This window comes from Helicobacter labetoulli, assembly GCF_003670275.1.
In the GTDB taxonomy this organism is placed as follows: Bacteria; Campylobacterota; Campylobacteria; order Campylobacterales; family Helicobacteraceae; genus Helicobacter_C; species Helicobacter_C labetoulli.
In genome coordinates this window covers 120,143-134,803 of sequence record NZ_QXJF01000002.1, presented here as the reverse complement: position 1 = coordinate 134,803, position 14,661 = coordinate 120,143, and the positions used below count along the sequence as shown (strand labels likewise).

The window sequence follows — 14,661 nt, the reverse complement described above, 5'->3', positions numbered from 1 at the left end:
ATATGCAACTTCTTAAAACACTTTTTTGTTCTATGAAAATGGTTTTATTACTTATCGCTTTATACGCCACTGCTTGTGGCATTGCAACCTTTATTGAAAAGTTTGATGGCACACTTGCGGCGCGATTTTGGGTATATGATGCTTTTTGGTTTGAGATTTTACATCTTTGGCTTGGGCTTTGCCTTATTGGCTGTTTTATCACTTCAAAAGCGTGGCAGAGAAAGAAATACGCTTCACTGCTTTTACACAGCTCATTTATTGTCATCATCATAGGAGCTGGTATCACGCGGTATTATGGATTTGAGGGACTTATGAGTTTGCGAGAAGGGGAGAGTGCTAATACTATCACTACAAACACACATTACATCTTTATACAAGTGAAAAATCCCCAAGGCGAAGTAGAGCATATTAGAATCCCAACCTACATTGATGATAAGATTAACCGCCCCATTAAGCAAACCTTTAGCTTTTTTGATAAACCTTTAGAAATTACCACAGGCAGTCTAAGCAGGGAAGATTCCCCTATGGGACGCTATGTTTTACAAGCCGATATTAAGTTTTTAGATAAAGATTTTGAAACGCTTATCCTGCGTGATGGGGATAGCACCCCTAGCAAAGAAAGCATTACCTTGCTACGCGAAGATGACTATACCATTCTCCTTGCGTGGGGGACAGATGCTATTGCCCTGCCTTTTTCACTTAAGCTTACAAGCTTTGAGCTTGAGCGTTATCCGGGCTCACACTCTCCTGCCTCGTATGCCTCACAAGTAGAAGTGCTTGATGGAGATAAACCACCCTTTGCTTTTAGAATCTTTATGAATAATGTCCTTGATTATGGCGGTTATCGCTTTTTCCAAAGCTCTTATCACCCAGATGAGAAAGGCTCAATCTTATCCGTTAATAACGACCCGGGCAAAACACCCACTTACATAGGCTATACAATGCTTATTCTTGGCGTATTGTGGCTACTTTTTGATAAAAATGGACGCTTTTTAAGTCTTGGCAGATTTTTAAAAACACAGCAATTTGTATCTATTGCCCTATTGTGTGGGCTTTGCTTTTTTGCTTTGCCAACACAAAGCTACGCTTCGCCCCAAGCTACAAATTCACAAGAAATGCAAACCCAAGATTCTAGCTTTAGCCCACAACAAGCACAAAATGAACCCTTGCAAGATATTCCCTCTATGATAAAATCGCTCAAAAATGCCGCAAATCTAGCAGGGCAGTTTGATAAAATTTTAGTCCAAGATTTTGGCGGACGCACAAAGCCCATTCACACTCTAGCTGATGAATATATCCATAAACTCACGCAAAAAAGCACATTTTTAGATTTAAATCCCACACAAATTTTCTTAGGTATGATTTTCTATCCACAAGAGTGGCAGACTATCCAAATGATAGCGACCAAATCGCCAAAGCTTAGGCAGATTCTAGGTGTAGATGAGAATCAAAAATATATTGCCTATGTTGATGTCTTTAGTCCGCAAGGGCAATATATCCTGCAAAACTATGTAGAAGCAGCAAATCTTAAAAACCCCGCTTTGCGTGATACATTTGAAAAAGATGTGATTAGTGTAGATGAGCGGATTAACTATGCGTTTTTAATCTATACTGGGCAGGTGCTTAGAATCTTCCCTGATAGTCAATCTCCAAATAATCAATGGCTCTACCCGCTTGAAGCCATTAGCTCCGCTGTGGCACAAGGCGATATGCAAAAAGCTAAAACGCTTATGCAAGTATATAAGGGTTTTGCAGAGGGTATGCAAATGGGGCTAGATTCTAATCAATGGCAAGAAGCTCATAAAGCCCTAGAAGCGATTGATAGAATCCAAAAAGAAAATGGCGGCTCAACACTCATTAGCGATGCAAAAATAGATTCTGAAATTTGGCTAAACACTTACAATCCCTTTCATCAGCTCACCTATCCCTACTTACTTATAAGCATTGTGCTATTGTTTATCGTGCTGTATTCAATCCTAAAAAACGCTCCGCTCAAACCCCGCACACACAAAATTTTTTATACGCTTTTATTCTTGCTTTTTGTGCTGCATACTTGTGGTTTGGCATTAAGGTGGTATGTGAGTGATCACGCTCCGTGGAGCAATGCCTATGAATCTATGCTATATATCGCGTGGGCGGCTATTGCTTCGGGTGTGGTGTTTTTTAGACATTCTAATCTTGCTTTGAGTGCGTCTAGCTTTATGGCTGGAATCACGCTTTTTGTCGCTCATCTTGGCTTTATGGACCCACAAATTGGCAATCTTGTGCCGGTTTTAAAATCCTATTGGCTTAATATCCACGTCTCTGTTATCACAGCAAGTTATGGATTCTTAGGATTATGCTTTATGCTAGGGCTTATTACACTCTTTATGTTTGTCCTAAGGAATGATAAATTTACACAAAAAAATAATATAAAAGAACGCATTGATAGCTCTATCCTATCTTTAAGTGCCTTAAATGAAATGGCAATGATTTTAGGGCTATTTTTACTCACTGTGGGGAATTTCCTAGGGGGTATTTGGGCTAATGAATCGTGGGGGCGATACTGGGGCTGGGATTCTAAAGAAACTTGGGCATTAATCAGCATTGGCGTGTATGCGATTATTTTGCATTTAAGATTTGTGGTGAAAACAAATCTCCCCTTTGTCTTTGCGAGTAGCTCTGTAGTAGGATTTTTCTCTGTGCTAATGACATATTTTGGGGTGAATTTTTATCTCACTGGAATGCATAGCTATGCTGCTGGAGAGGCTATGCCTGTGCCATTGTGGGTAAAGATTATGGTGATTGGAATCTTTGTCTTTATTCTTGTAGCAAGCAGGAATAGAAAACTTGATATGCCAGAAATATAATGTCAAATAGCCTAAGATAGAGAATCTTAACGCTCATTATATCATCACAAAAAGATTTAAGATTCTCTATACAAAGCAAAAACTTACCAAACTCATTGTAGAATCCGCACTTTGTAAATTATGTCTTAGGAGGTGTGTATGAAAAAAATTGTCCTTTGGATTTTGGGGATTATCCTAGCTTTATTTGTGCTTATTTTTTGTGTGCTTTTCACACCACCGGGCAATGCTTTGCTTAAACCTATTATTCAAGGGCAGATTGATAAATACGCACCTATCAAACTTGAGCTTGAAACTTTCTCGCTTGGAATCTCAAGTGTTGAGCTTAAAATCGCACATAACGATACTATCATCATCACACTTGGTGGGGATTTTTCACTCTTTTCTCAAACGCTTGATTTAGCCCTCAAAGTTGATGCACGAGATATTGCCGTGCTGGGTGAACTTGTAGATACACCGCTGCAAGGCTCATTTGTGATTAATACAACGGCAAAAGGATCACTCAAACATCTTGAAGTCAATACTACAAGTGATATTGCAAAGTCTTTTACTGATATTCGCGTTACCTTGCAGGATTTTACACCTACAGCCATTTTGGCAAACATTAAAGACGCACAAATTAAAGAGTTTCTTGCAATGACTGGGATAAAGCCATATGCAAGTGGCTCACTTAGCCTTGAGGCAGACATTAAGGGCGATAAGGATATGAATTTTAAGGGTAATGCTCTCTTGCAAATCGCTCAAGGCTTGGTGGATAGCACATTGATTAAAAAAGATTTTGAAATAGATGTGCCAAAGACGACTTTTGTTACCACGCTTAATGCCATTTTTGATATGGATAAGCTCAATCACGATTTTAGCTTTAATGGCAATATTGGCAATATTCACTCAAGCGGACAAACGATCCTTAAAACACTTAGCACAAATACAAGCTATGCGGTAAATCTTAGCGACCTCTCTGCTTTTACTCCGCTTGTGGGTATGCCTATACGCGGTAGTTTTGAAACAAAAGGCGAAGTGAAAGGCGGAATGGAATCTTTAGAGATTAAAGGCAGCTCTAATCTTGCAAACGGAAATACAAGCTATGAAGCCCTGCTAAAAAACCTAGCCCCAGATACTATTAAGGCACAAATAAGTAATTTAAAGCTTGATACATTGCTTTGGATGATTTATATGCCACGATATGCAGATATGAGATTGCATCTTAATGCGGTTGTCAGTGAGCTTGATAAAGGCATAAGCACACAGACAGATATGAAACTCTCCGGGACAACAAATAATGCGGTGATGAAAAAGGAATTTGACCTTGATATGCCCAATACAAAATTCAATCTCGCCTCAAATGTTTTACTCAACAAAGGTATAGGTGAAGCCAACTCAAAACTAGTTTCAGATATTGCCAATCTTGAGCTTTCTAAAACACAAATCAATCTTAAAGATTCTAGTTTTACTATCCCATATATTGCTACTATCCCCAATCTTAAAAAGCTTAAATTCATAACCGGTATGGAATTAGCAGGGGATCTTAAAGCTCAAGGCACAGCAAAGCTTAAAGACGCGCTTTATGCGGACTTTAACACACAATCTCTTGGCGGGAGCATTGATGCTAAACTTGATGGCAATACACTTTTGGCTTCACTGAAAGATGTCAATACCCTCAAGCTTTTTAGTATCGCTCAACTTAAACCCGTATTTAGCTCAAGTATGAATGGGGATTTTAACTATAACACACTCACGGAAAAAGGCACGCTCAAAGCGGTTTTAAGCAATGGCAAGCTTATGCCAAATGAGATTACACAGCTTGTAGAAAAATACCTTAAGACTGATATTACAAAAGAAGTATATGAAGATGCTGGGCTAAATGCCACAATTGATAAAAAACTCATCACCACAGACATCGGGCTAAAGAGTAATAACACCGCTATCTATGCACAAGGGGCGAGCATTGACGCACAAAAGGGTAAGATTAAGGCGGATTTAAAATTCCAAATTAAAGATAAATACATCTATCTCAAAGCAAGAGATAATCTAGAATCTCCAAATCTTAGCATTGATGCGAGTGATTTGATTAAGGCTGAAGCGAGTAAAGCCCTAAGCAAAGGGGCAGAACAAGCCGTAGATAAATACATAAAAGATGATAAGATAAAAGAGGGTGCGGGGAAACTACTCAATAATCTTTTCAAATAAGATTCTAAAGGGGCAAGCTTAAAAGCGATAACCCCACACAAATGGGACAATAAGATGAAGTATAAGCGATTTTTCAAGGCTTTTGTTTTTGCCTTCCTTATCTCTTTTGCTATAAGTGGTGTGTATTTTATTTTTCAAAGAATACATACTATCTAATCGATACCCAAAAACCGATAAAAAGCCTCAATACAATTACGGAATATCTTTTGCTTTTTTCACTTTAGATTCTAAACAAAAGGCTAAAGTATGCAAAGTGGATATTACAACACCACCGGCGGTATGGTAACGCAATTTAATCGGCTTGATCTCATCTCAAACAATCTTGCTAATCTCAACACCACAGGATTCAAACGCGATGATGTGGTAATTGGCGATTATCTAAGACTATTTGAAACGCACAAAGAACAGCTTCCCATTGATGACCATACACGCAAAGCCGCTAAGTTTCTTAATAGAACGATGGATCGTGTGCCAATTATCAGTGAAGAATATACCGATAGAAGTGTAGGCAGCCTTGCTCAAACGGATAATCCACTTGATTTTGCCTTGCAAAGAGATAATGCCTTTTTTGTCATCAAAACACCCGATGGTATCCGCTATACACGCGATGGAAGTTTCAATATAGACAATGATGGACACTTAGTCAATAAAGATGGACACCCTGTGCTAAGTCGTGATGGGCTAGATTCACAAGAGGGTATTGTTATCCCCACAGGAATGCACCTAGAGAGTGATAATAATGGCAATCTCTATTTGCGAAATATCAATAATGACGCTATTGCCGAGCAAATCAATATCGGTGCATTAGCCGTAGTTGGCTTTGAAAATCCGCGTTATCTTAAAAAAGTTGGTAAAAATCTTTATGAATACCCACAAGATAGGCTTGATGAACGCGATATTATGCAAAATAGTGCTATGATTGCACAAGGATTTTTAGAAAAAAGCAATGTCAATGCCGTGCTAGAGATGAGCTCTCTCATAGAAACAAATCGCCTTGTAGATATGTATTCTAAAGTGATGAAAAGCCATATGGACGACCTTAATACTGAAGCCATTACTAAACTTGCCGTGCGTGCTTAGATTCTAAAAAATATCTTTATACTTCTAGGAACATATATGCCGGATTCTCACGCATCAAAAGAGCTATTAAATTGTTTTGAATACATCAAACGCTATCATACTGATATGCTAGATTCTATTGCTATTATGCTTGAGCTTTTTTGGTTAAAACGCCACTCCACCCCCCTTATAGAATCACTCATCATTCTTGCTAACAAACGCAAGCCTATTTATGATACTTTTTCTCAAGCTTTGCAAGAAACCTTTGGGAGTGAGCTTTACACCCCTCTTAATCCAAATGCAAATCTTTTAAAGATTCTCAAAGTCATTCATACACAGACAATTACAAACCGCACTATTGAAGAGTTTTTACATATCATTACACAAAAAAAGACAACCCATAGGCTTTTTTCCTACTCTACGCCACTAGAAATTAATGAATTGCTTGTAGGAATCTTAGATATTAAAGAGACAGAGAGCGTGTATAATCCCTGTTATGGTATGGGGAGCTTATTTTTTGCTATCCACAATCACGCCAAGAATGTAGAGCTTTATGGCGAGGAGCTAGAATCTACTTTAGCAAAAATAGCCAAAATTACCTGCAAGATTCTACATCTCAATCCCCAACATCTCGTGCTAAATAATATTCTCACAAATGCTCAATTTAAACATCACAAGTTTGATAAAATCATCTGTAACCCTCCGCTTGACAGCCACGTAGGCACGCAATTTTTAAAAGAAGATGAGCGGTTTGCCTCTTATGAGACGCTTATTAAAACCTACCCTGAATTGCTCTTTCTTATCCACTCCCTTTCTTATCTCAAGGACAAGGGGGTGTTTATCCTCCGCACACAGACTTTGCTCAAATCCTCACTTGAAGGGCGTTTGCGTGAAAAACTTTGTGAAGACAGGCTGATTGAGGCTATTATTGAGTTGCCCAAAAATATCCTTCCTCATCAAACACACGATTTTTCAATCATTGTGCTTTCACAAAATAATGATTCTATCCTACATATCAATGCCAATACTCCGCATTTTTACCAAAAAGATGGCAAATATAACCGCATTATTCATCTTAATGCACTCCTTGAACTCTATAAACAAAAAGCTACGAGTGAATATTCCTGTCTCACACCCATAGAGCAGATTAATCCGCACGATTTGAGCGTAGGGCATTATCTGCATAAACCAAAACAAGAGCTTGCCAATGGCTTATGCCTTAAAGATTTGCAAGTGAATATTTTCCGCGGACAGCGTGTCTATGGCAGCCAAAAAGATGAAAAAATTACCTTTTTTGATTTAGGTGTGGCGGATTTTGCGGAATTTGGATTTTGTGATGAGTTTTCTACCCAACGCTTTAAGGGTGATACAATAAAGATTGGCAAATATGCACTCAAGCCCTATGATATAGCCATTTCCATACGCGGCAATACGCCAAAATTTACTATTCTTAGCCCTAATGCTGCCAAGCATACTATCGTAGCAAATGCAGGTATTGTCATACTTCGCGCACCAAGCAAGGATATCGCCATAGGGATTTATTGCTATCTGTTTTCACATAATGGGCAAAGGGCATTAGGCAATATTTATGAGCGACTTGGTGGGCTTAGTCCCAATGATTTAGAGAATCTTCTCATTCCGCGTGATTTCACCCAAAAAAGCCAAAAGACTTTTGATAAGATTCAAGACTACGCTCTAAAACTCCGCGAGATAGAATCTCAACTCAAAAAGCTAAGGGATTGAATGCAGATTCTAGAATCTCAACTCAAAAATGTCATTTATGGCAAAAATGTTAAAGTCATTTGCCCAAGCAACCTCTATGAGTGTATTTTAGAAGATGATGTGTTTGTTGGACCATTTTGTGAGATTCAATCCCAAGTCAAAATCGGCAAGAGAACACGGATTCAATCTCATAGCTTTATTTGCTCACTTGTAGAGATAGGGCAAGATTGCTTTATAGGACATGGAGTTATGTTTATTAACGATAGATTTACAGAAGGCAAACCAGCATCAAGCAAAGATTTATGGGAATCTACACGCATTGGCAATAATGTCAGCATTGGCTCAAATGCCACAATTTTGCCTGTAAGCATTTGTGATAATGTCATCATCGGCGCGGGAGCGGTTGTTACACACTCTATCACACAAAGTGGAATCTATGTTGGCAATCCCGCCTCCTTGCTCCGCCACATTTCACAACACACCACAAAAGGACAAAACTATGAATCTTAACAACGCCCTGCCTCAACATATCGCCATTATTATGGATGGCAATGGACGCTGGGCAAGGCAACAAGGCAAAAAACGCACACAAGGACACAAAGAGGGAGCAAAAGTCGTGCGAGAAATCACACAATGGTGTGCGAATAGTCATATCCCCTATCTTACACTCTATGCGTTTTCCACAGAAAATTGGAAGCGTCCAAAAATGGAGATAAGCTATCTAATGAAATTATTAGAAAAATATCTCAAAGAAGAGAGGGCAACTTATCTCAAAAACAACATTAGATTCCGCGTCATTGGCGATATTAATGCCTTTAGCACATCACTTCAAAATGCTATCCTTGAACTAGAACACTTAACGCAAAATCACACGAATCTAACACAAATTCTAGCCCTAAATTATGGCTCACACAATGAAATTGCACGCACTTTTATTAAACTCGCCAACTCTCAAAGCCAAAATAAACTCTCAAAACTCACAGCACAAGAAGTTGCAGAGCTTATTAATGCCAACCTTGATACTGCTACACTCCCAGATGTAGATATGCTTATCCGCACAGGTGGGGAGAAGAGAATCTCAAACTTTTTGCTTTGGCAGGCAAGTTATGCCGAGCTATTTTTCACTCCCACACTTTGGCCTAATTTCACTACTGATGAACTAGATAAACTTATGGGCGAATTTTGTGAGCGACAAAGACGATTTGGCGGATTATAGCAATTTGCAAGCAAAAGCCCCAAAAATCACATAAACTTTATGTTTTATTTGTAAAAAAGTGCTAAAAATTGCTTTTTACATTGACATTCTCCACAAAGGATTCTTATGGATTTACAAACCCTCAAAGCAGCCTACCCAAAAGCCCTTCCCTACCATATCGGCGGTAAAGTTACCACTCAACCACGCAAACGCCTACGCTCCATTGATGAGCTAGGTCTTGCCTACACGCCCGGAGTTGCCGTGCCTTGTAAGCAAATAGAAGCAGAGCCTTTAAGCGCGTATGATTACACATCAAAGAGCAATCTTGTAGCTGTCATCAGCAATGGCACAGCGGTGCTTGGGCTTGGCGATATAGGTGCAATGGCAAGTAAGCCTGTAATGGAAGGAAAGGCGATTTTGTTTAAAACTTTTGCCGGAGTTGATGCCTTTGATATTGAAGTAAATGAAAAAGATGTGGATAAATTTGTAAGTATTGTCAAGGCGATTTCTCCCACTTTTGGTGGCATTAACCTTGAAGATATTAAAGCTCCAGAATGCTTTGAGATTGAAAGGCGTTTGATTGAGGAGCTTGATATTCCTGTAATGCACGATGATCAGCACGGCACAGCAATTATCTCAACTGCGGCAATCATCAACGCTTTGCATTTAGTGAATAAAAAAGTAGAAAATATTAAAGTTGTTGTCTTTGGTGCAGGAGCAGCAGCAGTGGCGTGTGCTAAAATGTATAAATCCCTTGGAGTTAAGAATCTTGTAATGTTTGATTCTAAAGGGGCAATTACTGAAGATAGAACTGATTTGAACGCGTTAAAAAGAGAATTCGCCTGTAAGAAACATTACAACTCCTATAAAGATGCACTCAATGGTGCAGATGTGATGCTTGGGCTATCAAAGGGGGATTTGCTAAAGGCTGAAGACATTATGGGAATGAATGAATCTCCGCTTATTTTTGCCCTAAGCAACCCAACGCCCGAGATTATGCCCGATGTTGTAAAAAAAGCAAGACCTGATGCGATTGTCGCTACTGGACGCAGTGATTTCCCAAACCAGATTAATAATGTGCTAGGCTTCCCTTATATTTTCAAAGGTGCGTTAAAAGTGAGGGCAAGTAAGATTAATGAAGAGATGAAGTTTGCCGCTGCTAGAGCGATAGCAAATCTTGCAAGAGAGCCAATCACACAAAAACTTGAAGAACTTTTGAAACAAAAAGTAAGCTTTGGTAAGGAATACATAATCCCTTCAGCCTTTGATGAGCGACTTGATGAAGTGGTAAGTAACGCCGTAGCAGACGCTGCGGTAGCAAGTGGGGTAGGAAGAATCTAAAATGCTCTTCAACTCCTATCTTTTCATCTTTTGCTTTTTGCCTATTGTTTGGGTTGTGTTTCATATCCTAAAGGCATTAAGCATAAGACAAGCAGAACAAGAATATATAGAATCTAAACAAGTAGATTCTAGGCAAATGCTTAAGCAAACACAATCTCATTGCTTAGATTCTAAGAGTTTAGAATCTAAAGGGCAAGATTCTCATTGCAAATCTAAAAAGCTAGAATCTAAAGAATTAAAATCCAAAACATTAGAATCTAAAGAGATAAAGTTTAAAGCCATAGATTCTAGTACACAAGCCTCTAAAAGATTAGCTTCCACACACTATATGAATCTTGCTAAGGGCTTTTTGGTTGTAGCAAGTTTATTTTTCTATGCGTATTGGAAGCTTATTTATCTCCCCATATTACTTGGCTCAATACTTGTGAATTATTTTTTAGCCAAAGGTATTTTAAAAAGTTTATATGTGAGAGAGCAAATAAGTGTAGATTTTAACGGGGGGGGGGGTAAGTAAAGATTCAGCTTCGAGTCATTATAGTAGCGATTTTAAAGGTAATTCTAAGGTTGATAGTCTATTGATGCAGCAAGCCACAAACTCCCTGCTTTTTCGCACAAAGACAACGCTACAACTCCCTAAAACATTCCTAACACTTGGCATTATCTTTAATCTCTGCTTACTTGGTATATTTAAATATACTGACTTTTTCTTAGAAAATTTTAATCTTTTTACGCAACTTTTACATTTAGACTTTGCTATTCCATTGCCTCATATTCTTTTGCCTTTAGCCTTATCATTTGTAACCTTTCAACAAATTGCGTTTTTAGTGGATTGTTATAAGCAAAGTAAAGAGAGGGAAGAATTTAAAGACTTAGAATCTAATGTAAAAAACAATAGAGAATCTCAGCATTCTCTAACGCAAACTACTTTATCTACAACCACCGCAAAAGAAAAAAGGTTTATCCCCTCCCCGCTCCCCTTAGCCCAAAAAAGCAAAGCGACCGCTTTTCTTTTTTGCAATCAAGGGGAGAGCCTCGCCATTTCCGCTTCTAGCATAAAATCGGCGGGAGACACTACTGCCCCCTTTGAATCCGATTTTATGCACCACGAAGCGGGCGAGAGTAGGAATACACGCAAAGTGTGCAACATTGATTGTATGGATTTTGCTAATGCAAAATATCAAAAGACAATGCTAGATTCTAGTAAAGCTGAATCTTTTAAAGAAATTCCACATATCAATTTTTTAGACTATTGCCTATTTATCACATTTTTTCCACAACTCATCGCTGGACCTATTGTGCATCATAAAGAAATGATGCCACAATTTTATGCGATGAATAGGGATTCTAAGATTTGTGATAAAGATTTAGAATCTAAGCAACTTGTAGGCGATTCTAAGATTGTAGATGAGAAATGTGGGTTGCAAGCAAAAGCACAAGAGAGTTACCTAAAGGGTAATGACCGCAGGGCTTTTGTGCAGCTCCCGCATTTATCACTACAAGCTGAATCGCTAAAAAAGCCTAATATAATCAATTGGGAATACATTGCCAAAGGCTTGTTTATATTCTCCATTGGGCTTTTTAAAAAAGTCGTTATCGCCGATAGCTTTGCAAAGTGGGCGAATGCTGGATTTAGTGCAGTAGAGAGTGGAAGTATTCTCAATCTTTTTGAATCGTGGGCGACAAGCTTAAGCTACACTTTTCAGCTCTATTTTGATTTTAGCGGCTATTGTGATATGGCAATAGGACTAGGATTATTATTTGGCATTGTGCTGCCTATCAATTTCAACTCGCCCTATAAGGCATTCAATATCGCTACATTTTGGAGGCAGTGGCATATCACTTTGGGGAGATTTTTAAAAGATTATTTATACATTCCACTAGGGGGTAATCAAAATCTAGCTCATAAACAAAGCAGATTCTATACCACTATAAATAATCTCCTTACACTTAGAAATCTTTTTATCGTGGCATTTTTAAGCGGAGTATGGCACGGGGCTGGGTGGGGCTTTGTGATATGGGGGAGTTTGCACGGGTTGGCAATGGTGGTGCATAGAATCTATATGCTCTTATACAAGAGATTAGATTCTAAAGTAAAAGATTGTGCTTGCAGTGATAAAGCAGGGCATTTGGATTTTAAGAGTTTATATACACGCTTTATGAAAAGCAGAATCTATGCGGTGTTGTGCTGGATTCTTACTTTTAATGTTGTCAATATCGCTTGGGTATTCTTTAGGGCTGAAAATTTACAAGGGGCGGTGAATCTGTTAAAGGGAATGTTTGGTGGAGAGGTGGTATTGCCTCTTGTGGTAGAGAATATATTAACAAAACTCAACCTGTCCTTTATCTCTCAAATGCTTAATGGATTTAATGTAAGGTTTGATATGTGGGCGAGTGCTATTACTGATAGCTCTTATGAAGTGTGGGGGTGGATTCTAGGAGCTTTTATTGTGTGTTTATGTTTCAAAAATAGTGTGGAATGGCTCAATCGTTTTAAGCCAAGTTGGCTTTATGTTATATGTTTTTGGGTGCTTTTGACACTTTCGCTCAATGGCATTAACAATGTCTCTGAATTTTTATATTTTAATTTTTAAGGAGTGAAGTATGAGCTATAAAAAATACTGCTTATATGCACTACTCATTACTTTTTTATTCCCTTGCAACGCTATGCTCAACTATATACTTAATCCTTATGAAATCTTTACCCACAAACTCACACCAAAGGGCATACATCACGTGCGAAGATATGAAAAGATTGAATACCTTAAACACAATTATAACAACTTTAATGCCTATCTTATAGGCAGCTCACGAGTAGGTTTGATAGAGCCAAAACTTGCAGAATCCTATTTGCCAGATTCCAAATTTTATAACGCTTGGCTTTCAAGTGCCAATCCGCTTGATGCAGAAATCTTTCTTACATATCTTATAGAAAAAACTTATCCCATAAAATATGCCATTATACAAATTGGGCTTGACCACGCCATTTACCCTATTGACTACCGCACAGCAAATGATATGCAACGCACTTGGCATTATGACATAACACATAAAAGTGCGAGTGATTTTTATGCCTCATATATTTTTAGCTTTCTCCCAAAGGGTATCTATGACAAACTTGAGACTATATTGAAATATGATGAACTGCCTCAATTTGAGGATATATACACAGGCATTTGGGGCTATATAACGCGTGAAAGACAAAGAAAGCAAAATCCACAAGAATATGTCGCAAATGAGCCAAGCTTCCATAAGCCTCCTGTAAGACCACAAGATTCTATAAACAAACGCTCACTTATCCTATTAAAACAAACACTCCACAATATAAATGCCCTATGTGCAAAGCATCATATTACTTGCATTATCTACACAGCCCCTATACATCACAGCACCATCAAGCAATTTTCTCCAAAACTTGTAGATTCTATACTTTTAGCTATGGCAGAGAGCTTTCCTAATGGATTTTGGCATTTTGCTTATCTCAATAGTATAACCACAAATGACTATAACTATTATGAAGAAACCCATCATATCCCAGACATTGACACTTTAACATTGCAAACAATCTTCCAGCAACGCCCAGATTCTGCACCACAAGATTTTGGCATATTCATCACTAAGGATAATATCAACCAATCCCTAAACACCATACACGAGCTAGAATCTCACTTTGATAGATAGCCCAAATAAAAGCTACTCTAAAAATAAACAAAAAGTTTAACAAAAATAAACAATATTTAAGCCTTTTTTGCATACGATATTAGCTTTTTAAACTTCAAACAAACACGAAAGGAGAAAAGATGCAAGACACAAAGAGACGCGATTTTCTAGGAATGGCTCTAGGTGGTGTTGCAGCTGTTGGAGCGGTGGCTTCTTTGTATGCAATGAAACGCTCTTGGGATCCATTGCCTAGCGTTGTTTCAGCTGGATTTACAACATTTGATTTGAGTGCATTGCAAGAGGGTGTGCTTCAAACGGTGGAATGGCGAGGCAAACCTGTGTATATTCTCAAAAAACAAGCAGGTAGCCAAAAAACACCGGGCAGGGATTTTGAGATAGATGGTGCGATTTACACGGTTGGGATTCAGATTTGCACACATTTGGGTTGTATTCCAAGCTTTAATCAAGGCACACAAGAGTTTGCGTGTGCGTGCCACGGCGGGAGATTTAACTCTTCTGGTGTAAATGAGGCAGGCACTCCACCACCGCGTCCTATGGATATTCCACCTTTTAAGATTGATGGGACAAAAATGGTGCTAGGTGAAGAGGGGCAAGAGTATAAAGCCCTGCTTGAGATAAAACAAGCATAAGGAG

General features: G+C 38.5%; 11 protein-coding genes. All 11 read left to right on the top strand.

Annotated elements, in window-relative coordinates; all coding sequences use genetic code 11:
• The first annotated feature begins 2 nt into the window (after nt 1-2).
• Complete coding sequence (gene ccsA / locus EBF12_RS01305) at nt 3-2,849, top strand: cytochrome c biogenesis protein CcsA (RefSeq protein WP_121726048.1); 2,847 nt, start codon at nt 3-5, stop codon at nt 2,847-2,849.
• A gap of 138 nt (nt 2,850-2,987) precedes the next feature.
• Nucleotides 2,988-5,033: a translocation/assembly module TamB domain-containing protein gene (locus EBF12_RS01300; protein WP_121726047.1), complete on the top strand. Its 2,046-nt coding sequence runs from the start codon at nt 2,988-2,990 to the stop codon at nt 5,031-5,033.
• 246 nt (nt 5,034-5,279) lie between these two features.
• Nucleotides 5,280-6,113, top strand: a complete 834-nt coding sequence (locus EBF12_RS01295) for a flagellar hook-basal body protein (RefSeq protein WP_121726046.1) — start codon at nt 5,280-5,282, stop codon at nt 6,111-6,113.
• A gap of 36 nt (nt 6,114-6,149) precedes the next feature.
• A complete protein-coding gene (locus EBF12_RS01290) occupies nt 6,150-7,835 on the top strand; it encodes an N-6 DNA methylase (protein ID WP_121726045.1) in 1,686 nt (561 codons plus the stop codon).
• Nucleotides 7,836-8,324, top strand: coding sequence for an acyltransferase (locus EBF12_RS01285; protein ID WP_121726044.1), 489 nt, complete (start codon nt 7,836-7,838; stop codon nt 8,322-8,324).
• A complete protein-coding gene (locus tag EBF12_RS01280) occupies nt 8,314-9,030 on the top strand; it encodes a di-trans,poly-cis-decaprenylcistransferase (protein ID WP_121726043.1) in 717 nt (238 codons plus the stop codon). The genes EBF12_RS01285 and EBF12_RS01280 overlap by 11 nt, the downstream gene beginning before the upstream one ends.
• A 105-nt stretch (nt 9,031-9,135) precedes the next feature.
• Nucleotides 9,136-10,350 (top strand): malic enzyme-like NAD(P)-binding protein, encoded by a 1,215-nt coding sequence (locus tag EBF12_RS01275; protein WP_121726042.1) that lies wholly within the window; start codon nt 9,136-9,138, stop codon nt 10,348-10,350.
• 1 nt (nt 10,351) lies between these two features.
• Entirely contained in the window at nt 10,352-10,864 is a 513-nt protein-coding gene (locus EBF12_RS01270; RefSeq protein ID WP_121726041.1) for a hypothetical protein, read from the top strand.
• A gap of 64 nt (nt 10,865-10,928) precedes the next feature.
• Nucleotides 10,929-12,941 (top strand): MBOAT family O-acyltransferase, encoded by a 2,013-nt coding sequence (locus EBF12_RS01260; RefSeq protein WP_167444777.1) that lies wholly within the window; start codon nt 10,929-10,931, stop codon nt 12,939-12,941.
• A 10-nt stretch (nt 12,942-12,951) separates the two neighbouring features.
• On the top strand, nt 12,952-14,028 hold the full coding sequence (locus EBF12_RS01255) for a hypothetical protein (RefSeq protein ID WP_121726040.1): 1,077 nt from the start codon (nt 12,952-12,954) through the stop codon (nt 14,026-14,028).
• A gap of 119 nt (nt 14,029-14,147) precedes the next feature.
• On the top strand, nt 14,148-14,657 hold the full coding sequence (gene petA / locus EBF12_RS01250; RefSeq protein ID WP_121726039.1) for a ubiquinol-cytochrome c reductase iron-sulfur subunit: 510 nt from the start codon (nt 14,148-14,150) through the stop codon (nt 14,655-14,657).
• Nucleotides 14,658-14,661: the final 4 nt, after the last annotated feature.